The following is a 20,417-nucleotide window of genomic DNA, read 5'->3' as shown; positions in this document are numbered from 1 at the left end:
CCCGGACGAGTACCGCACGTTCGGAATGGACTCCTTCTTCCCCTCGGCCAAGATCTACAACCCGCTGGGGCAGACCTACGAGTCGGTGGACCGCGAACTGCTGCTCGCCTACAAGGAGTCCCCCAACGGTCAGATGCTGCACGACGGCATCTCCGAGGCCGGGTGCACCGCCTCTCTGATCGCCGCCGGCTCCGCCCACGCCACCCACGGCGAACCGCTGATCCCGATCTACGTCTTCTACTCGATGTTCGGGTTCCAGCGGACCGGCGACCAGTTCTGGCAGATGGCCGACCAGATGTCGCGCGGCTTCGTGCTGGGCGCCACCGCCGGTCGCACCACCCTGACCGGTGAGGGCCTCCAGCACGCCGACGGACACTCGCAGTTGCTGGCCTCCACCAACCCGGCGGCCGTCTCCTACGACCCCGCCTTCGGCTTCGAGATCGCGCACATCGTCAGGGACGGGCTGCGCCGGATGTACGGCTCCAGCCCCGAGCACCCCAAGGGTGAGGACATCTTCTACTACCTCACCGTCTACAACGAGCCGATCCAGCAGCCGGCGGAGCCGGAGAACGTGGACGTCGAGGGCATCCTCAAGGGGCTCTACCGCTACCAGGAGGGCGCCGAGGGCACCCTGCCGGCGCAGATCCTCGCCTCCGGTGTGGCGCTGCCCTGGGCCCTGGAGGCACAGGAGATCCTCGCCCGGGACTGGAACGTCAGGGCCGACGTCTGGTCCGCAACATCCTGGAACGAGCTGCGCCGTGAGGCCGTGTCGGTCGAGGAGCGCAATCTGCTGCACCCGGAGGAGGAGCAGCACGTGCCGTACGTGACCCGCAAGCTGTCCGGCACGGAGGGCCCGAAGGTCGCCGTGTCGGACTGGATGCGGTCCGTACCCGACCAGATCGCTCGTTGGGTGCCGGGCACCTACCAGTCGCTGGGTGCCGACGGCTTCGGCTTCGCGGACACCCGTGGAGCGGCTCGCCGGTTCTTCCACATCGACGCGCAGTCGATCGTGCTGGCGGTGCTCACCGAGTTGTCCCGCGAGGGCAAGATCGACCGGTCGGCCCTGAAGCAGGCCATCGACCGGTACCAGTTGATGGACGTGGCCGCCGCCGACCCGGGTGCGGCCGGGGGCGACGCCTGACGGACGCCTGACTCGTCCTCCCCGTGGGGTGGTTCCGACCGAGGTCGGGGCCACCCCACGGGCCTTGGCGGACGAGGGCGCCAGGTCGCTCCCCACTCACCTTTCCCTGATCTTGAACGCCCGCACCTCGTACCGCGGCTTGGGGGCCCAGGAACCCGTCGGGTAGGTGTGGAACTCCGCTGTCTCGGCACAGTGCGCGCTCTGGAAGACCGTCACCGGACGGCCCGTCTCGTTGCCCAGTGAGGATGCGCTGACGCCCTTGGGCAGGGCGACGCAGCTCTCGATGTCGGTGTTCGTCAGGTCGAAGCCGTGCCGCTTCCCTCGGAAGCCGGACTTCTGCCACAGACAGAACCGCCCCGCCTGACAACTCCCCAGCGAGGTCTTGCCGTTGACGACGGCCGTCCGTGCGGTCGGTGCCGGAGCCCCCTGCGCGGAGCCCGGCGTCATCCACCACGCAGCCAGCATCGCCATGGCCAGGAGGGCCCAGAACGACCGGTCCCAGCGCGGTCGGGTGGGAACGGTCAGTCCGCCTCGTGGTGTGAACGTCATGGTGTGACTCCCCGTATCAGCGCCGGGCCCGGTTGAGAGGCCCGGCGGGTCAGATCGACTGAGCGCGGCCCTCTTGTCGAACGCCCGTCTCACTGCCCGGCGATGGGTGGAGGACGGAACGTGGAACCCCGTGTGACCGCGTCTCGATGACCAGGCTGTCCGGCTTCGGGAAGATCGCCAAGAGTTTTCCGCCGCGTTCACCGGGTCGAGTGCACCGGTTATGCACAACTGACCAGTTATCCACAGGGGTTGCTGACTCCCGGGACGAATCGCACGCTGATCACCGTCAGCACGCCCCTCCCGACCAGGTCCGGTCGCTGGGCGCGTTCGACCGACATGCCGTCGCCAGCGGGGGGGGACCAACAGCGAATGAAGTGCCGAGGACGGACACCCAGCGGTAAAGGATCTGGGCCGGGCGGCCGGCACCGAGGTGCCGTGACCACCCGGCCCAGGCCGGAGGAGAGACGTGGACGGTCAGACGTGCACGCTGGGACCGGCGTCGTTCTTGCCCTGCTTGGTGAACACCGCCACCACCGACGCCACCGCGCCGACCACCCCGGCGAACAGGAACGCGCGGCCCATGCCGTCGATGAACGAGCCGTGGACAACCCGCGCGATCGCGTCGTTGACCTGCTCAGGGACGTTCGGCAGTTGAGGGGCGAGTCCGACCTCGGCCCCCTCCTTCAACTGGTCGGCCTGCTCGGGCTTCAAGGGAGGCAGCTGCTTCTCCTCGGCCCACCTGGTCGGCAGTTCCTCGTGTACGCGGGAAGCCGTGACGGCCCCGAGCACGGCGGTGCCCAGGCTTCCACCGATCTGCATGGCCGACTGCTGGAGGCCACCCGCCACACCCGCGTGTTCCAGGGGAGCGTTGCCCACGATCACGTCGGTGGCTCCCACCATCACCGGGGCGAGCCCCAGCCCCAGCAGGGCGAACCAGGCCGAGGTGACGACGGTGCTGCTGTCGACGTCCAGGGTGGACATGCCGAACAGGGCCACACAGGTCACCGACATCGCCGCGACCAGGGGCACACGGGGGCCGATCTTGGTGATCAGGGCGCCGGCCAACGGAGAGGAGACGATCATGATGCCGGTCAGCGGCAGCAGGTGCAGGCCGCTCTTGACCGGGCTCATGCCCTGCACGTTCTGTAGGTAGAAGGTGACGAAGAAGATGCCGCCCATGAAGCCGAAGGCCATCAGCACCATCAGTACGGTGCCGGCACTCAGAGGCACCGAACGGAACAGGCTCAGGGGCAGCAGCGGTTCGGTGACCCGGGACTCCCACACGGTGAACGCGACGAGGAGGACGGCGGAGGCGACCAGGAACCCGATGGTCTTGGTGTCGCCCCAGGCCCAGTCAGGGGCCTTGATGATCGCCCACACCAGGCAGAACATCGCCGACGACAGCAGCACGATGCCCGGCAGGTCGAAGGAACGCGGAGCGCGCTCGGCGCGGTGGTCGACCAGGATGGCCAGCCCCATCAGCAGGGCCAGCACACCGACCGGGACGTTGATGAAGAACACCGACTCCCAGTTGACGTGCTCGACCAACAGCCCGCCGACGATCGGCCCGCCGGCGGTCGAGGCACCGATGACCGCACCCCAGATGCCGATCGCGGTGTTGAGCTTCTCCGCGGGGAAGGTCGCCCGCAGCAACCCGAGAGCGGCCGGCATCAGCAGCGCGCCGAACAACCCCTGCAACACCCGGAAGGTGACCAACAGCGAGACGCTCCCGGACAACCCGATGATCCCCGAGGAGAGGGCGAAGCCCACGACTCCGACCAGGAAGGTCTGGCGGTGCCCGAACCGGTCCCCCAGCTTGCCGGCGGTGATCAGCGCTACGGCCAACGCGAGCAGATAGCCGTTGGTGATCCACTGGACATCGGCGAGGCTGGCCTTCAGGTCGTTCTTGATGGCGGGGTTGGCGATGGCGACGATGGTTCCGTCCAGGGCCACCATCATCACGCCTATGCCCACGGTGAGGAGGGTGAGCCAGGGATGGCCACGTACCCCCTCCTGTGGCTTGGGCTCTGGCCCAGGCGATGACTTGCCGACGACGGGAGTCTGGGAGCTCATGACGGGGAGACTATTGACAGCGGCTGACAATTGACAAACAGATTTTTCGTCTATAGATGTCATCTCGCTCACACAGCCTGTGAGCAGGGACGATGCCAGTGACAACTCCCCGGGTTCTTCGGGGAGTCGGAAGAACGGAAGTGGTCGCGGTGGCCGGACTGCGCGAGCGGAAGAAGCAGCAGACCAGGGACGCCCTGATCCGAGCCGCCTACGAGCTGATCGCGACCAAGGGGTACGAGGAGACCACCGTCGACGAGATCTCCGAGTCGGTCGAGATCTCCCAACGCACCTTCTTCCGCTACTTCTCCAGCAAGGAGGAGGTGGTGTTCGCCCTGACGGACGTCGTGGAGTCCAGGTATCTGGAGGCGGTACGCGACAGGCCGGCGGACGAACCGCCCCAGCAGGCCCTGCTGGCGGCCCTGGCGGAAGTGTGGGACCAGATCGGCGAGGAACTCCAGGCGATCGTGCCGCTCCACGTGCACATGAGGGTCTGGCAGGTCGTCGAGACGACCCCCACACTGCTGGCCGCCCAGATGCGCCGCTCCGTCAACCAGGAGGAGCACCTGGCCGGTCTCATCGCCCAACGGACCGGTGTGGACCCGGATGTGGACATACGGCCGCGTGTGCTGGTGGCCGCCTTCTGTGGAGTGATGCAGGCGGCCAGTCGATGTTGGGCCACCGGTGACGAGATCACCATCGCCTCGATACGCGAGCACGTCTTCCGGTACATGGCCCACTTCTCACCCGACCTGCACGGCGACTGGCACGCGAAGGCCTCGACCGGCAGCTGACTGACGGAGTCGCCGACGTCCATGGGGCTCCTGAACGGGTGTGGCGCCTGGGCAACCCCGGACGACACCAGACCGGCACCAGCGCGGTTCCGGGTTCGGTACCGAACCACCTCGAACGGAGGTCGACCACGGTCACGCCCCGCTCCCCCGACCATCGACAGAGGCCCTCCAGCCGCCCCGCCGACCCGCACCCGTGCGAACCCGCGACCCACCAGCCGGCCCACGGTCGGGAAGCCGGCACCAAGGGGCGTCCGCCCCGCCCAACGGGCCGCCGAGGGCGCCAGCCGAACCGACGCCGACCCCCTGATGCCCACGCTGAGGGGCATCGCACCGTCCGCTCCCCCACACCGGCACCGCGCCGGACCGCCACCGGGGGCCTCCCCCCTTCGCCCTCGACGGACAGCAACCGCCAGGAACTCAGGGTGAATGACACTCACGGGCCGACAGCCCGGACGCCCCGCCCCGGGCGGGTGGGACGAGCAAAGGAAGCGACACCCCGACCGGTCGACGCCCCCAGGACCCGACGGGCCCCGAACCGAGAACCCCGGGAAGCCAGCCCGAAGAACCCCGGAAGAGAGAACGCCGGAGCCACCACCCATAGGTCCCGGTCCCGCACCAACGGGGTCGCCCCGCCCCACGCCACCGGGCCGGACCGGGCCGGTGGAGGACCACCACCAGCCGCGGCACGACCTCGGGGGCAGGGCGGAGTTCACAGGGCTGGGCGAGGACGCCACGGGGCCCCGGAGAAGCGCTCCCCCACACCTCTGAACAGGGTGAAAGCAGCCCGCTGAGCAGGGCGGGAAGGGCCCGCCCCGCCCCCGTACGGACCGACCGGGGGGACGTCGTACCGGAGTGGCGAGATCACGCGGCGGTCTGACCGGGCTCTCTTCGGTAGCACCGCAAACTAGGGACGGGAGGGCGGTCGCCGCTTACGATGAGCCGCATGGGTGACGTACTGGCCGGAAGCAACTCCACCTGGGAGTTCGAGACCGACGCTGTGCTCATCCGCTTCGAACGGGGGATCCGCGCGCCCAAGCTGCTGCAGACGCTTGGGGAGCGGCGGGTGCCGTACGAGGCGTTGAGCGACGTCGAGCTGACACCCGGGAGCAAACGGGGCACCGTGGCGTTGAGGCTGACCCCCAGGCCGGGGGCCGACCCGCTGATGGACGCCGCCGACGGACAACTGAAGGAGGCCAGCGACCCCTATCGCCTGGTGCTGCCGGCCGAGCGGGAGACGCTGGCCGACTACTACGCGACGGAGCTGCGTAGTGCCCTGCCGCCGGACGCGCGGAAGCCTGCTGAAAGGTTTTTGGTTGCCGCCCCCAAGCCTCCCCTGAGCTTCAAGGCGTACGACGGCAAGGCCTCCTTCGACGGATCCTCGGTGACCTTCCGGTGGTTCTGGACCGGGGCGTCCTCGGCCAAATGGAAGGCGGGTGACCAGAGCTTCTCCGTAGGGGAGTTGGAGGAGGTCGAGTGGCGGTCGCCGGAGGTCTTCAACGGCCACCTACGACTGCGTCGGCGCGGGGAGGACGCGGCGGACCGTCCCGGCGAGGCCGACCAGGACCCGTCCGCCGTGGTGTTCGGTCTCGGATACGGGCTGGTCCACGAGTCGCTGCCGTTCGCCGCGGCGGTGCTCGGAGCGATCCGGGAGGCCGGCCCGACGGGGGAAACGGTCGCTCCGGCGACCCCGGTGAACTGCGCCCGGGCGGACCCCGCCGACATCGCCGAGCGCATCCGTCACCTGGGCGAACTGCACTCGGCGGGGCTGCTGACCGAGGAGGAGTTCAGCGCCAAGAAGGCGCAGTTGCTGGCCGAGTTGTGATCCGGTGCCGGTGCGTCGGTGCCGGGGCCACAAAGCGGAGCCCCCGCACCGACGGACCGGCACGGGCGAGGTCACTCGCGGCCGGCGGCCGTGGAACTCATGTCGGCGTAACGGTCGCCGGCCACCCGGTCCGCGATCGGATCCAGCAACGCCAGGTCCTCCTCGCTCAGCCGGACGCGGGTGGCGGCCGTGTTCTCCTCCAGGCGGGCCGGACGACGGGTGCCGGGGATCGGCACCACGGTGGTCCCCCAGACCTGGGCCCGTCGGTGCACCCAGGCCAGGGCGATCTGCCCCGGGCTCGCCCCGTGGCGCTGGGCCACCTCGCGTACCGGCTCCAGCAGAGCGGCGTTCGCGGCGGCGTTCTCCCCGGTGAAGCGGGGCATGGTGGACCGGAAGTCCTCGCCGCCCAGCTCCTTCTCGGCCCGTACGAAGGAACCGGTGAGGAAGCCCCGACCCAGCGGGGAGTAGGGCACCACGGCGACCCCGAGTTCGCTGGCGGCGGGCACGGCGGTGCGCTCCACGTCCCGGGAGAACAGTGACCACTCGGACTGCAGCGCGCTGATGGGGTGCACCGAGTGGGCCTGGCGCAGCTCGTCCCCGGTGACCTCGCTCAGCCCCAGCGAACGGAGCTTGCCCCGTTGGACCAGTTCGGCCAGGGCGCCGACGCTCTCCTCCAGCGGTACCGACACGTCACGCCGGTGGAGGTAGTACAGGTCGATCCGCTCCACCCCCAGCCGGCTGAGGCTGGCGTCGACGCACTCGCGGATGTAGTCGGGGTGGTTGCTGATCTTCCGTGGGCCGAACAGACCCTCCGAGGTGGGCTTCAGACCGCACTTGGTGGCCAGTACCACCTGGTCACGGTGGGTCCTCAGCAGCGGGGCGAGGAACCGCTCGTTGTCCCCGGCGCCGTAGAAGTCGGCCGTGTCCCAGAGGGTGACGCCCAGTTCCAGGGCGCGTTCCAGGGTGGCGCGGGCCTGGTCGGTGTCGGTGGGCCCGTAGGCGAAGCTCATGCCCATGCAGCCCAGTCCCTGGACGCCGACCTCCGGGCCGTCGGCTCCGAGTACGGCGGTGTCGACAGGTGTGTCCTTCACGGTCAACTCACGGCCTTTCCAGCGGTCTTGCCGGCATAGTGGTCGATCTTGTAGTCCAGCAGCTCCAGCGTGTCCCTGAGCGCGCTGATGCGCTCCCGCACCTGCTCCCGGGTGGCGCGCAGCAGGGCCTCACGCTCGGGGAAGGTGTGCTCCCCCGCGCGGACGAGTTCGGCGTACCGCACCATGTCGGACACCGTCATCCCGGTCAGCCGCAGCTTGCCGACCGTCTCCAACCAGTCCAGGTCACGGTTGGTGAAGCGTCGCTGTCCGGTGTGGGAGCGGGTCACATGAGGCATCAGCCCGATCCGCTCGTACCAGCGCAGGGTGTGGGCGCTGAGCCCGGTGCGGTCGGCGACCTCGCTGATGGTGTAGCGGTCCTGCCCGTCCGGGAGCCGGGGGGCGCCCTCGGAGGGCACCGCGCAGGACGCCGACACCGCCCGGTCGGGCACTTCCGCCGATTCGGTCTGGGAGATGCTCATACAGGCACGCTACGGACTTGGAGTCCACTCCAGGCAAGCCCCGACGGGGGTGAAATCCGGCCGTCCCACCCACGTTAGGCTCGGGGCCATGGAGAGCTTGCGGACGATCGACACCTGGCCCGTCCCCCACGCCGCCGTCGCGGTGGTCGACGCCGACGGCCGGGTGGCCGGCGCCCACGGCCCCCAGGACCAGGTGTTCGCCCTGGCCTCGGTGACCAAGCCCCTGGCCGCCTACGCCATGCTGCTCGCCGTGGAGGAAGGGGCGCTGGAACTGGACGAGCCGGCCGGTCCGCCCGGATCCACGGTGCGCCACCTGCTGGCCCACACCTCGGGGCTGGCCTTCGACGAGCACCGGTCGATGGCGGAGCCCGGGACCCGCCGCCTGTACTCCAACGCCGGCTTCGAGGTGCTGGCCGAACACCTGGAGAAGGGCTGCGGCATCCCCTTCGCCGAGTACCTGCGGCAGGCCGTGCTGGAGCCCCTCGGGATGGACGACACCTCGCTCCCCGGCTCCGCCGCCAAGGACGGCCGCTCCACCGCCGCCGACCTCTCCCGGTTCGCCGCCGAACTCCAGGCCCCCCGGCTGCTGGACCCCTCCACCCTCGACACGGCCACCAAGGTGGTCTTCCCCGGGCTGAAGGGCGTGCTGCCCGGGTACGGCAACCAGTCGCCCAACGACTGGGGCCTGGGCTTCGAGATCCGGGGCACCAAGGACCCGCACTGGACCGGCGCCTCCTCCTCACCCCGTACCTTCGGCCACTTCGGACAGTCCGGCACCTTCCTGTGGGTGGACCCCGAGGCCCGCCACGCCATGGTGCTGCTCACCGACCGCGACTTCGGGCCCTGGGCGATCGAGGCCTGGCCCCGGCTCACCGACGCGGTGCTCGACGAGTTGCGCTGACCCCTCCGGCCGCGCCCGGCCCGGGGCTCAGCCGAACTCCGGCTCCGCGTACAGCTCCCACACCAGGCACTCCACCTCGGTCAACGCCCGCAGTTCACGTCGGGGCTCGTCCCGGGAGCGCACCGCCCCGCCCTCGTCCAGTTCGCCCTCGTCCAGGGCCAACCGCCCCCGAGCGAGGTGGACATAGGTCCAGGGCGCCTCGGGGAGCACCAGCCGCTGGCCGGCCCCCAGCCTCCGCAAATGGAGCAGGGCGTCCGCCTGGCGGGGGGCGAAGGGGGTGCCGTCGGCGATGCCCCGCACCACCTCGTACTCCGGCTCACCCCCGAAGTGGAGGGGCAGCAGCCACATCTGGAGGAACCTCAACGGCCCCTCGCCGTACTGCCGTTCCTCGTGCCGCGCCCCCGAGCCCGCGTACAGCCGCTGGACGTCGCCGGGGCGCACCACGGTGCGCTGGCCGGTGGAGTCCCGGTGCTCCAACTCCCCCTCCAGCACCCAGGTGACGATCTCCAGGTCACGGTGCTGGTGGAGGTCGTAGCCCCCGCCGGGCGCCACCCGTTCCTCGTTGCAGGCCACCAGGGGGCCCCAGCGGAGGTTGTCCGGGGCGTAGGAGCCGGAGAAGGAGAAGGCGTGCCGGGTGTCGATCCCGGCGGCCCGGTCACCACCCCGGTAACGCTGGTGCGCGTGCCACAGCTGGAGCATGAGCCCACCGTAGACCGACACATCGGTCGAACGGAGAGGTTGGGGACACCGGTCCGCGAACACCCCCGCCATCTGAGAACCTTGGCGACGTGCCCGATTCCCCACAGAAGCAGCCGTCAGAGCAGAACGTCCCTGCCCGGCAGTCCCACCCGCACGCGGCGACCCTGAAACGTCTGGAACAGTCCTCCGGCCGGTTGGCGGCGGCGGCCATCGCGCGGATGGACGAGCACCTCCCGTGGTACCGCGCGATGCCGCCGGAGAACCGCTCGTGGATCGGCCTGGTGGCGCAGGCCGGTATCGCCGCGTTCACCGAGTGGTTCCGCCACCCCGAGACCCCGCAGGCGATCAGCACCGACGTCTTCGGCACCGCGCCGAGGGAACTGACCCGGGCGATCACCCTGCGGCAGACGGTGGAGATGGTGCGCACCACCATCGAGGTCGTCGAGTCCGAGATCGACGCGGTCGCGGCCCCCGGCGACGAGGGGGTGCTGCGCGAGGCGCTGCTGGTGTACGCGCGGGAGATCGCGTTCGCCACCGCCCAGGTGTACGCGCAGGCCGCCGAGGCCCGGGGCGCCTGGGACGCGCGGCTGGAGTCCCTGGTGGTCAACGCGGTGCTCTCCGGCGAGGCCGACGAGGGCGCGGTGTCCCGGGCCTCCGCACTGGGCTGGAAGGCGCCCGAGCACGTGGTGGTGGTGCTGGGCACCGCCCCCGAGGGGGACAGCGAGCAGACCGTGGAGGCGATCCGTCGGGCGGCCCGCAGCGCCAAGTTGCAGGTGTTGACCGGGGTGTTGGGCAGCCGGCTGGTGGTGATCGCCGGGGGCAGCGACGACCCGTTGAGGGTGGCCAGGTCACTGATCGGCCCCTTCGCGGAGGGACCGGTGGTGGCCGGCCCGGTGGTGAGCGACCTGCCCTCGGCCACCCGTTCCGCGCGGGCGGCGGCGGCGGGGTTGAAGGCCAGCGCCGCGTGGCTGGACGCGCCCCGCCCGGTGTTGGCGGACGACCTGCTGCCGGAGCGGGCGATGGCCGGTGACCCGGTGGCGCGGCGGCTGCTGGTGGAGGAGATCTACCGGCCGCTGGACGAGGCGGGCTCCGCCCTGCTGGAGACGCTCAGCGTGTACCTGGAGCAGGCGTCCAGCCTGGAGGGCGCGGCCCGGATGTTGTTCGTACACCCCAATACGGTGCGCTACCGGCTTCGCAGGGTGACCGATGTCACCGGATGGTCCCCCTCGGATGTGCGCTCGGCGTTCACGCTGCGGGTGGCCCTCATACTGGGGCGTCTCACAGAGGGGGACGTGGGGGCCTGACGGACGGGGGCTTTGTGGGGGCCGGACAATTCACTTACGAGTTCTTCGTCTCGGTCCCCACCAGTACCAACCACCCTCCACAGGAGAGAGTGTGAGGGTGCTTGTACTTGTCGCTCCCGGCCAAGGTGCCCAGAAGCCCGGATTCCTCGCCCCATGGCTTGAGGTCCCCGGTGTCACGGACCTGCTCCGCCAGTGGTCCGAGGCCATCGACCTCGACCTGATCCAGTACGGCACCGAGGGCGACGCGGACCAGATCCGCGACACCGCGGTGGCCCAACCCCTGCTGGTGGCCTCCGCGTTGGCCTCCGCCCGGGCCCTGCTGGGGGACACCCCGACCGACCGGGCCGCCGGTGTGGTGGCCGGCCACAGTGTGGGCGAACTGGCCGCCGCCGCCCTGTCCGGTGCGCTCACCCCGGTCGAGTCCATGCGCCTGGTACGCCGTCGCGGACAGGCCATGGCCGAGGCTGCCACGGTCACCGAGACCGGCATGGCGGCCCTGCTGGGCGGCGACCCCGAGACGGTCACCCCCCATCTGGAGAAGCTGGGGCTGACCCCGGCCAACATCAACGGCGCCGGCCAGATCGTGGCGGCCGGCACCCTGGAGCAGCTCGCCGCGCTGGCGGAGGACAAGCCGGAGGGGGTACGCCGGGTGGCGCCCCTGAAGGTCGCCGGCGCCTTCCACACCCACCACATGGAGCCCGCGGTCTCCGCCCTGGAGGCGGCGGTCGCCGACCTGACGCCGGCCGAGCCGACGGTGTGCTTCGTGTCCAACCAGGACGGTGGAACGGTCGACTCGGGCGGCGAGATCCTCGCCCGTCTGGTCAACCAGGTGTCCCACCCGGTCCGTTGGGACCTGTGCATGGAGACCTTCCAGAAGCTGGGGGTCACCGCACTGATCGAACTGTGCCCGGGCGGCACCCTGACCGGGCTCGCCAAGCGGGCCCTGCCCGGGCTCCCGTACCAGGCCCTGAAGACGCCCGAAGACCTGGAACCCGCACGCCAGTTGATCGCGGAGCATGGCGCCGACGCCGTGCGCGGCACCGAATAGGAGCACGGGGACATGACCGCGAAGATCACAGCAGCCAAGGGATCGCCGTACGCCCGGATCATGGGTGTGGGCGGCTACCGCCCGCAGCGGGTGGTGGACAACGAGGAGATCCTCCAGCACATCGACTCCTCCGACGAGTGGATCCGCAGCCGTTCGGGCATCCGTACCCGGCACTGGGCGAGCGCGGACGAGTCGGTCGCGGAGATGACCCTGGAGGCCGGCGGCAAGGCGATCGTGGACGCCGGGATCACCGCCGACCAGGTGGGCGCGGTGATCATCTCGACCGTGTCGCACTTCAAGCAGACCCCCTCCATCGCCACCGAGATCGCCCACCGTCTGGGCACCGGTGACGCGGCGGCCTTCGACATCTCCGCCGCCTGCGCCGGCTTCGGCTACGGGCTGACCATCGCCAAGGGGCTGATCACGGAGGGCAGCGCGGAGTACGTCCTGGTGGTCGGTGTCGAGCGGCTGTCGGACCTGACCGACATCAACGACCGCACCACCGCCTTCCTGTTCGGCGACGGCGCCGGCGCGGTCGTGGTCGGCCCCTCGAAGGAGCCGGGCATCGGCCCCTCGGTGTGGGGTTCGGACGGTGACAAGGCGGACGTGATCTCCCAGACGGTTTCCTGGGAGGAGTTCCGCACCAAGCCGGAGACCCCGTTCCCGGCGCTCCGGCAGGAGGGCCAGACCGTTTTCCGCTGGGCGGTCTACGAGATGGCCAAGGTGGCCCAGCGCGCCCTGGACGCGGCGGGAGTGAGCCCGGACGACCTGGACGTGTTCATCCCGCACCAGGCCAACATGCGGATCGTCGACTCGCTGGTGAAGACGCTGAAGCTGCCCCCGGGCGTGGCCGTGGCCCGGGACGTGGAGACCACCGGCAACACCTCCGCGGCCTCCATCCCGCTGGCCATGGAGCGGATGTTGGCGACCGGGCAGGCCAAGAGCGGAGACACCGCGCTGATCATCGGTTTCGGGGCGGGGCTCGTCTACGCTGCGGCGGTCGTTACCCTCCCATAGGCACACAAAAGACCCCAGCTTCGGGGCTTCCCGAAGCTGCCACCCTCACCGCTACAACACCTGAAGGAGCGCCAGATGGCCGTCAGCAACGAAGAGATCCTGGCCGGTCTCGCCGACATCGTGAACGAGATCGCCGGTATCCCCACCGAGGACGTCCAGCTGGACAAGTCCTTCACCGACGACCTGGACGTGGACTCGCTGTCCATGGTCGAGGTGGTCGTCTCCGCCGAGGAGAAGTTCGGTGTGAAGATCCCGGACGACGACGTCAAGGACCTCGTGACCGTGGGCGACGCCGTCAACTACATCGCCAAGCACCAGAGCTGAGCCACGGCTGTCGGGTACCGGGACCCCCGGCCGTCCGGCAGCCGGCCAGCGGGCCGACCAGGGCCGGCCCGGTCCCCGTGGCCGGGGCGGCTCGTACTCGTCGGCCCTGACAGACGCTCGACACAACCAGTCAGGGTGGCCGATGACGCCTCCCGGCAAAGGAGTTCCGGTGAACGCGACCTCTCACTCCGTGGTCGTCACAGGTGTGGGTGCGACCACGCCCCTGGGCGGAGACAGCACCTCGACCTGGGAGGGGCTGCTCGCCGGACGATCCGGGGTCACCGCCCTCGAAGAGGAGTGGGCCGCCCAACTGCCGGTGCGTATCGCGGCGCAGGCGGCCGTGGAGCCGACCGAGCTGATCCCCCGCCCGCAGGCCCGCAAGCTGGACCGATCCGCGCAGTTCGCCCTGGTGGCGGCGCGGGAGGCGTGGGCGGACGCCGGTTTCGAGGGCCGGGCCGGCGAGGGCGCCGACGTCGCTCCCGAGCGGCTCGGTACCGCGATCGCCTCGGGCATCGGCGGGGTCACCACCCTCCTCGACCAGTGGGACGTGCTGCGGGAGAAGGGCGTCCGCAAGGTGTCACCGCACACGGTGCCCATGCTGATGCCCAACAGCCCCTCGGCCAACGTGGGTCTGGACGTCAACGCCCAGGCCGGGGTGCACACTCCGGTGTCCGCCTGCGCCTCCGGTTCGGAGGCGGTGGGCTACGCGGTGGAGATGATCCGTACCGGCCGTGCCGACGTGGTCGTCGCGGGGGGCACCGAGGCCTGTATGCACCCGCTGCCGATCGCCGCGTTCGGCAACATGATGGCGATGTCCAAGAGCAACGACGACCCCCAGGGCGCCTCCCGTCCGTACGACGTCAGCCGCAACGGCTTCGTCCTCGGCGAGGGCGCGGGGGTGGTGATCCTGGAGTCGGCCGAGCACGCCAGCCGGCGCGGGGCCCGGGTGTACGGGGAGGTGATCGGCCAGGGCATCTCGGCCGACAGCCACCACATCACCCAGCCGGAACCCTCCGGCCGGGGCATCGCCCAGGCACTACAGAACCTCGCCGACCGGACGGACTTCAAGCCCTCCGAGGTGATGCACATCAACGCGCACGCCACCTCGACCCCGAAGGGTGACATCGCCGAACTGCTCGCGCTGCGCCGGGTGTTCGGCGAGGACGTCGACCACATGGCGATCTCCGGCACCAAGTCGATGACCGGGCACCTGCTCGGCGGCGCGGGCGGGGTGGAGACGGTGGCCACCGTGCTGGCCCTGTACCACCGGAAGGCTCCGCCGACCATCAACATCACCGAGCTGGACCCGGAGGCCGACGCCGACATCGTCCGTGACGAGGCGCGCGACCTGCCCCAGGGCACCATCGCCGGGCTGAACAACTCCTTCGGCTTCGGCGGCCACAACGTGGTGCTGGCCTTCCGTACGGTCTGAGCCGACCGCGACACCCGCGAGTGGGACCGTCCGAGACCACCTCGGGCGGCCCCACTCGCGGTTCCGCCGGCACCGCTCCGGCGCGGAGACCGGACGAGGGCGGAGGGCCGACCCCGCGCGACCGCTGCTAACTTGAGCGCCGGACATCCCGGGCGAGGAGAGGGGCTGGCGCAGTGGGCACGAGGTCGGACCCACCCCTGGTACGGATGCCGCTGCGGGTGCGCTACCACGAGTGCGACCCCCAGGGCATCGTCTTCAACGCCCACTACCTCGCCTGGGCCGACATGGCGTGCTTCGCCACCCTGAACACATTGTTCGGCTCGCACCAGGAGGTCACCGGACGGGGGTACGACCTGGTGGTCGCCGAGGCCACGGTGCGCTACCTGGCCCCCTGCCGTTTCGACGAGGAGCTGGTGGTGGAGGCCCGTACCGAGCGCCTGGGACGCACCTCGCTGACCCTGCGGTTCACGGTGCTGCGCGAGGAGGCGCGAGTGGCGGAGGTCCTCAACCGCTACGTCTGGGTGGACACCGCCAGCCTGCGCCCCGCCCTCCCGCCCGAGGACCTGCGCGCCCCGTTCGGCTCCTGAACCCGAGAGTCCCCACGGGAGCGGATCCGCCCCACGTCCCGAGAAGGCAGGTCCCCGGTTGTCCCTCGTACGGGTTGTGCCCCCGCGTCGTGCCGTACTGGCCGCCGCCCTGCTGCCCCTGGCCGGCTGCTCCGGGGGCGGTCCGGGAAGGTCCGAGGACGCCTCGCCCTCCCCGCGTTCGTCCCGTCCCTCCCCCACTCCCGCCTTCGCCGCGTTGGAGCGGGCGCACGGCGCACGGCTCAGGGTCTACGCCCTCGCCACGGGCAGCGGTGCCACCCTGACCCACCGCGCGGACGAACGCTTCGCGTTCTGCTCCACCTTCAAGGCGCTGGCCGTGGGCGCGGTCCTGGACCGGCATCCGACGGAGCACCTGGAGGACCGGGTGACCTACACCCGGGAGGAGGTCAACTCCCTCTCTCCGGTCACCCGGCGTCACGTCGACGAGGGCATGACCGTACGTCAGCTGTGTGACGCCGCCATCCGCCACAGCGACGGCACGGCCGGCAACCTGCTGATGCGGGACGTCGGCGGACCACGGGGGCTGACCTCCTACCTGCGCGGGCTCGGGGACAGGGCCAGCCGGATGGACCGCTACGAACCCGAACTGAACCGGGGCGGCCCCCGGGACACCCGCGACACCACCACCCCCCGGGCGGTCGCCGGCTGTTACCGCGCCCTGCTGCTCGGCGACACCCTGCCCACCGCCCAACGGGCCCTGCTCAGGGGCTGGTTGCTCCGCAACACCACCGGTGACCAGCGCATCCGGGCCGGAGTGCCGAAGGGCTGGAAGGTGGCCGACAAGACCGGCACCGGCAACTACGGCCGGGCCCACGATGTCGGCCTGCTGTGGCCGCCGGACGACGAACCGCTGGTGCTGGCCGTGCTCACCGACCGGCCCGACCAGGACGCCGCGCCCCGGGAGGCCCTGATCGCCGAGGTCACCCGGCAGGTGGTGGCCGCCCTGACCTGAGGTGGACCACCGGTCCGTCGCGTAAGGGGGCACAGGAGGTGTCCCCCTGCCAGGTCAGCTCTCCTCGGAGTCGTCCCCGGAGGGAGCGTCCGACTCCTCCTCGGCCCGCACCTCCTCGTCGGTGCGGACGACCTCCCCGTCCCTGATCTCGCCCCGCCACCCGCGCGGTTCCTCCTCCACGAGCGTGACGTACCGCTGGAAGTGCTTGAAGTCCAGCCGTACCCGGCGGCCCTGGGCCCGCCAGAGGTTGGCGGTCTTCTCGAAGAAGCCCGCCGGGTGGTACTCCACGACCAGCACCATCCGCGTGAGGGTGGGCGTCAACTCGTGGAAGCTGACCGCTCCCTGGGTGGAGCCCTTGGCCCCCGTGGAGGTCCACACGATGCGGTCGTCCGGTATCTGCTCCTGCACGGTGGCCTCGAAGGAACGTGAGGAGGGGCCGATCCTGGCGCTCCAGGTGCTCGCGGTGTCGTCGTCCTGGGTGACCGACTCCACCCCCTTGGCGAACCGACCGAACTCCTCGTACCGCGTCCAGCAGTCGTAGGCCGTCCTCAGCGGGACCCCCACGTCCAGCACCTCGACGATGCTGGTCGTCTTGGTGTCACCGGGGGTCACCTGGCCCCCGTCCGAGGAGTCCGGTTCCTGGTCCCCGCCGGTCCGTCCACCGTTCTCCACGAAGTCACCGAGCTTGCCGGTCACCCCGCTGACCCGCTCACCGAGCTTGCCGGCGGCGGCCCCCACCCGGTGCGTGACGTAGGCGCCTACCGCCTCGCGCAGCTGGCCCATCGCGGTGCCGTTCGTCGTCTGCCCGGTCATGGCGCTACTCCTGGCGGTCACGGCGCTGGCCGCCGGAACTCCGGCCGGACGGCGCCTTCTGGGACGTGGACTTCCTGGCCGGCGCGGTCTTCCTCGCCGGGGCGGTACGTCGGACGCCGTCCGTGGACGTCGTCCTCTTCGGAGCCCGCCTCCTCCGCCGCGAGCCCGCACGTTCGGCGTCCTCGGCGTCCTCGTGCGCGTCCGGTTCGTCCTCGTCGTCCGCCGCCTCCCCGGCCGGCCCCTCGTCGTCCGTCCCGCCCTCCTCGTCCGGCTGGTCGTCCGCTGAATCCGTGGGGTCCTCGGGGGCCGTGGGGTCCGCCCCGACGGAGGGGGTACGGGCACTGATCGCCTCCGCCAGGGACCCCACGCCCCGGTCGACCACCGTGCCCAGGGCGGCCCGTGCGGTACGGGCGCCCTCCTCGCCGATCTGCTGTCGCAGCTGGGCGACCTGGGGTATCTCACCGAGACGCCGCGCTCCGTCGGCGACCAGTCGTCGAGGCTCCATGCCCCCCTTGCGGCCGGCGAGCGCGACCGCCGTCACCAGCGCCAGTCGCCCCTTCCTGGTGCGGCCGAGCACGTAGCCGCCCAGTACGGCGGCGGCGAGTGCGGCCTTCCTGGTGTCTTCCATGGGTTTTCCTCATCTCTGCGGGTGGTGGGGCCGGCGCGCACCGGCGCTCAGCGCGTCCGCCGGGTGCCCCACGAGGCGGTCCCTACCGGATGTCCCGGGACGGACCCCTCGCGTCACTCCACGCGGGTCCGCCCGGCGAGAGCGGTACCGGAGTCCTCGGAACGCCCCCGGGCCGAACGCTGGGCGCCGTCAGCACCGCCGTCACCCTCGCCGTCCTCCGAGTCCTCGGAGTCGCCCGGTACGTGGATGTCGAGGACGTCCACGTTGACCTCGACCACCTCCAGCCCGGTCATCTTCCCGACCGCACGGGACACGTTGGACCGCACCTGACGTGCCGTGTCGGTGATGGCCGTCCCGTACTCGACGACGAAACCCACGTCGATGGCGGCCTGCTTCTCGCCGACCTCCGCGTGGACGCCCCGGGTGTTGTCCTCACCGCTGGACGGCAGGCGGTCACGCACCGCGCCCATCGCCCGGGAGACACCGCCGCCCATCGCGTGGACGCCGGGCGCCTCCTTGGTGGCCACGCCCGCGATGGACTCGACCACCACCTCCGCGATGTGGGTACGGCCCGCCACCGTGCCGTTCCCCTTGCCGTCCTTCGTCGTACGGGCTTCCTCGGCGTTCATGTCCGGTCTCCCTTCGTCTGTGCTTCTCCTGGTCCCCCTCCGTACTTCCTCGACGGAGGAGGGGCGCGGTCACGGTGGACGGCACCGGGTGGGTGGGAAGCCCCGCCGGGCCCCGGTCGGCGGAGCGGTCAGGGATGTGAGCGTGGGTGCCCTCGCGGGGCACGTCGGTGGTGGCCGTGACCGTTCGACGCCCCTCGGACGGCGGGCCTGCGCGGGCGTCCGCGAGAGGCGGGCCGCTGGCCGTTCCGGGCCGGGGGGTGGTCGTCCTCGGTCCACGGGGACGCTGGTTCGGTGACTTCTCGGGCCCGCGCGGGAGCCCGCTCGGCGACCTCGGTCACCTCGTCCGCCGCCTGGTCGACCGCCCCTTCGGCGGTCTCCGTCGCGCGCTCGGCCACCCGGCCGGTGGTCTCGACGGCCTGACCGGTGGCGCGTCCGGTCGCCTCGATGGCCGTTCCGACGTCCTCTCCCGCCTCGTCGAGCACCCGGCCCGCTCCGCGCCCGGCCTCCTCCACGGCGGTGACCGCCCCTCGGGCCACCTGCCGGAGGATCTCCGGGTTGCGGTCGATGGTGGTCAGTACCCGTTCGATGATCGCGGCGACATGGCCCAGCCGGACGTCGAGTTCGGCCTGGGCCTCGACCCCGGTGAGCCCCAGCCGTACCGCGCCGAGCCGTACGTCGGCCCCGACGCTGAGCTTGAGCAGGTCGAGGACCTCGGCGTTGAGCGCGACGTGGGCGGTGAGGTCCTCCACCTGGAGGTCGACCTCGTCGAGGTGGAGGCTGGGGACGTCGAGCCGGACGTCCGGGGTGGCGGTGTGGTCCCCGGCCGGCTCTCCGGTGTTCTTCCTGGTGACCCCGACATCCACGGCCGACACGTGCTGGGGTGGGCCCGCCCCGTCCGTGGGAGGCCCACCCGTGTCGACCTGGTGATTCTCCGGGTCCTCGGCGTTGTCTGTGTCGTCCATGACGACCGCACCTTCGGGTGGCGTACGAATGCTCTGGGCGTTTCGCCCGGAAAGTCCAGTGTGCCATTCCCCCGCCTACCGGGCGATCGCCACCGCACGCCGCCGAGGCCCACACCGAGTGCCCGCACGGACGCGTCCACCTCCGCCCAGCGGACCCGGTCACCGCCGCGCCCCACACCCCGCGGCGGTACGAGCCGAGGTCCCGGAGCGGCGCGAGCGGGTCCCCCTGAGTGGCCGTCAGCCGACCCGGGGCGCACCCGACCGGTACCGGCTCAGCCGTCGAAGCTGGCGTGGTAGGAGGCCGCCATGTCCTCGGCGCCGTAACCGAGTTGGGAGGCTCGGGCGAACCGTTCCCGACCGGCCTCGGCCAGGTCCAGACGTACCCCGGCCTCCTGGGCGGCCCCCACGATCAGCCCGGCATCCTTGAGCGCGGTGTCCACCGCGAAGCTGGGGGTCAGGTCCCCGGACTCCAGCAGAGTCGCCTTGGCCCGCAGATACCCCATGTCCAGGGCACCGCCGGCCACGGCGTCCAGGAAGTCGGCCGGGTCGACCTCCAGCCCCCGGGCGAGGGCCAGCGCCTCCGCGACCCCGTGGGTGACGGTGAGTACCCAGCTGTTGCACACCAGCTTCAACCGGGTGGCCGCTCCCGGTTCCTCCGCGACCCACCGGGTACGGGAACCGATCGCCGACAGCACGGGTTCCAGACGCCCGCGCACCCCGGACGGGCCGGCCGCCAGAACGACCAACTGCCCCTGCTGGGCCGGCTGCCTGGTGCCGAGGACCGGGGCGTCCACCAGGGTCAGCCCCCACTGTCGGGCCAGCTCCCGCAGCGGCTCCAGTCCCGCCACACCCACCGTGGTGCACTGCAACCACACGGCGTCGGCACGCAGTCCGGGGCTGGCCGCCTCCATGGCCGAGGCCACCGTCGGGCCGTCGTACAGCATGGTCAGCACCACGTCGGCGCCCCGCACCGCCTGCGCGGGGGTGTCGCAGACCTCCGCCCCCTGCGCGGCCAGCGGTTCGGCTTTGGACCGGGTGCGGTTCCACACCCGTACCCGTACGCCGTCGGCGCGGGCGAGGTTGGCGGCCATCGGAGCGCCCATGGTCCCGGTTCCCAGGACGGCTACTGAGAGTGAGTCAGACATGGCGCCCACCGT

The 20,417-nt window shown here is 71.2% G+C and carries 19 protein-coding genes and 2 pseudogenes; 11 read left to right on the top strand and 10 right to left on the bottom strand.

Annotation, left to right across the window (positions count from 1 at the left end; all coding sequences use genetic code 11):
* Positions 1–1,141 (top strand): annotated as a pseudogene (locus ABZT14_RS04850) (pyruvate dehydrogenase (acetyl-transferring), homodimeric type); the annotation flags it as partial.
* 96 nt (positions 1,142–1,237) lie between these two features.
* Here ABZT14_RS04850 and ABZT14_RS04845 read toward each other — a convergent pair.
* Both ABZT14_RS04845 and ABZT14_RS04840 read right to left on the bottom strand, forming a co-directional pair.
* On the bottom strand, positions 1,238–1,690 hold the full coding sequence (locus tag ABZT14_RS04845; RefSeq protein WP_356296923.1) for a peptidase inhibitor family I36 protein: 453 nt from the start codon (positions 1,688–1,690) through the stop codon (positions 1,238–1,240).
* A 474-nt stretch (positions 1,691–2,164) separates the two neighbouring features.
* On the bottom strand, positions 2,165–3,763 hold the full coding sequence (locus tag ABZT14_RS04840; RefSeq protein ID WP_356296920.1) for an MFS transporter: 1,599 nt from the start codon (positions 3,761–3,763) through the stop codon (positions 2,165–2,167).
* 149 nt (positions 3,764–3,912) lie between these two features.
* Here ABZT14_RS04840 and ABZT14_RS04835 point away from each other — a divergent pair, with 149 nt between their 5' ends.
* Both ABZT14_RS04835 and ABZT14_RS04830 read left to right on the top strand, forming a co-directional pair.
* Entirely contained in the window at positions 3,913–4,554 is a 642-nt protein-coding gene (locus ABZT14_RS04835; protein ID WP_356296917.1) for a TetR family transcriptional regulator, read from the top strand.
* A 943-nt stretch (positions 4,555–5,497) separates the two neighbouring features.
* Entirely contained in the window at positions 5,498–6,376 is an 879-nt protein-coding gene (locus tag ABZT14_RS04830) for a DUF4429 domain-containing protein (protein ID WP_356296914.1), read from the top strand.
* A gap of 71 nt (positions 6,377–6,447) precedes the next feature.
* Here the strand turns inward: ABZT14_RS04830 and ABZT14_RS04825 are convergent, their stop codons facing one another.
* A complete protein-coding gene (locus tag ABZT14_RS04825; protein ID WP_356296911.1) occupies positions 6,448–7,473 on the bottom strand; it encodes an aldo/keto reductase in 1,026 nt (341 codons plus the stop codon).
* Positions 7,470–7,946 (bottom strand): MerR family transcriptional regulator, encoded by a 477-nt coding sequence (locus ABZT14_RS04820; protein ID WP_356296908.1) that lies wholly within the window; start codon positions 7,944–7,946, stop codon positions 7,470–7,472. Before ABZT14_RS04820 ends, ABZT14_RS04825 begins: the two co-directional genes overlap by 4 nt.
* A gap of 88 nt (positions 7,947–8,034) precedes the next feature.
* Between ABZT14_RS04820 and ABZT14_RS04815 the strand changes: the two genes are divergently transcribed.
* Positions 8,035–8,847, top strand: a complete 813-nt coding sequence (locus ABZT14_RS04815; protein WP_356296905.1) for a serine hydrolase domain-containing protein — start codon at positions 8,035–8,037, stop codon at positions 8,845–8,847.
* A gap of 27 nt (positions 8,848–8,874) precedes the next feature.
* On the opposite strand, the gene ABZT14_RS04810 is transcribed toward ABZT14_RS04815, so the two are convergent.
* Positions 8,875–9,546, bottom strand: a complete 672-nt coding sequence (locus ABZT14_RS04810; RefSeq protein ID WP_356296903.1) for a pirin family protein — start codon at positions 9,544–9,546, stop codon at positions 8,875–8,877.
* Between the two features lie 89 nt (positions 9,547–9,635).
* Here ABZT14_RS04810 and ABZT14_RS04805 point away from each other — a divergent pair, with 89 nt between their 5' ends.
* The 7 genes from ABZT14_RS04805 (at position 9,636) to bla (ending at position 16,228) form a co-directional block, all read left to right on the top strand.
* Entirely contained in the window at positions 9,636–10,850 is a 1,215-nt protein-coding gene (locus tag ABZT14_RS04805) for a helix-turn-helix domain-containing protein (RefSeq protein ID WP_356296900.1), read from the top strand.
* Positions 10,851–10,947: 97 nt separating this feature from the next.
* Complete coding sequence (locus ABZT14_RS04800; RefSeq protein WP_356296898.1) at positions 10,948–11,898, top strand: ACP S-malonyltransferase; 951 nt, start codon at positions 10,948–10,950, stop codon at positions 11,896–11,898.
* A 12-nt stretch (positions 11,899–11,910) separates the two neighbouring features.
* Positions 11,911–12,915: a ketoacyl-ACP synthase III gene (locus ABZT14_RS04795; protein ID WP_356296896.1), complete on the top strand. Its 1,005-nt coding sequence runs from the start codon at positions 11,911–11,913 to the stop codon at positions 12,913–12,915.
* A gap of 75 nt (positions 12,916–12,990) precedes the next feature.
* Complete coding sequence (locus tag ABZT14_RS04790; protein WP_356296893.1) at positions 12,991–13,239, top strand: acyl carrier protein; 249 nt, start codon at positions 12,991–12,993, stop codon at positions 13,237–13,239.
* Between the two features lie 169 nt (positions 13,240–13,408).
* On the top strand, positions 13,409–14,671 hold the full coding sequence (locus ABZT14_RS04785; protein ID WP_356296890.1) for a beta-ketoacyl-[acyl-carrier-protein] synthase family protein: 1,263 nt from the start codon (positions 13,409–13,411) through the stop codon (positions 14,669–14,671).
* Positions 14,672–14,844: 173 nt separating this feature from the next.
* Positions 14,845–15,258: a thioesterase family protein gene (locus ABZT14_RS04780; protein ID WP_356296887.1), complete on the top strand. Its 414-nt coding sequence runs from the start codon at positions 14,845–14,847 to the stop codon at positions 15,256–15,258.
* Positions 15,259–15,334: 76 nt separating this feature from the next.
* A complete protein-coding gene (gene bla, locus ABZT14_RS04775; RefSeq protein ID WP_356296884.1) occupies positions 15,335–16,228 on the top strand; it encodes a class A beta-lactamase in 894 nt (297 codons plus the stop codon).
* An 87-nt stretch (positions 16,229–16,315) separates the two neighbouring features.
* Here the strand turns inward: bla and ABZT14_RS04770 are convergent.
* The 5 genes and pseudogenes from ABZT14_RS04770 to ABZT14_RS04750 all read right to left on the bottom strand — a co-directional run.
* Positions 16,316–17,011 (bottom strand): annotated as a pseudogene (locus ABZT14_RS04770) (SRPBCC family protein); the annotation flags it as partial.
* Positions 17,012–17,045: 34 nt separating this feature from the next.
* Positions 17,046–17,669, bottom strand: coding sequence for a histone protein (locus tag ABZT14_RS04765; RefSeq protein WP_356296881.1), 624 nt, complete (start codon positions 17,667–17,669; stop codon positions 17,046–17,048).
* Positions 17,670–17,782: 113 nt separating this feature from the next.
* Positions 17,783–18,298: an Asp23/Gls24 family envelope stress response protein gene (locus ABZT14_RS04760; RefSeq protein WP_356296878.1), complete on the bottom strand. Its 516-nt coding sequence runs from the start codon at positions 18,296–18,298 to the stop codon at positions 17,783–17,785.
* A 128-nt stretch (positions 18,299–18,426) separates the two neighbouring features.
* The gene (locus tag ABZT14_RS04755) at positions 18,427–19,260 is read right to left on the bottom strand and encodes a hypothetical protein (protein ID WP_356296876.1); all 834 of its coding nucleotides are present in this window, start codon (positions 19,258–19,260) and stop codon (positions 18,427–18,429) included.
* A gap of 272 nt (positions 19,261–19,532) precedes the next feature.
* The gene (locus ABZT14_RS04750) at positions 19,533–20,405 is read right to left on the bottom strand and encodes an NAD(P)-dependent oxidoreductase (protein WP_356296873.1); all 873 of its coding nucleotides are present in this window, start codon (positions 20,403–20,405) and stop codon (positions 19,533–19,535) included.
* Positions 20,406–20,417: the final 12 nt, after the last annotated feature.

Origin of the sequence: Streptomyces sp. NPDC005438 (genome assembly GCF_040606315.1) — a bacterium.
Classification (GTDB): Bacteria; Actinomycetota; Actinomycetes; order Streptomycetales; family Streptomycetaceae; genus Streptomyces.
This window is presented reverse-complemented; position numbering and strand designations above follow the sequence as displayed.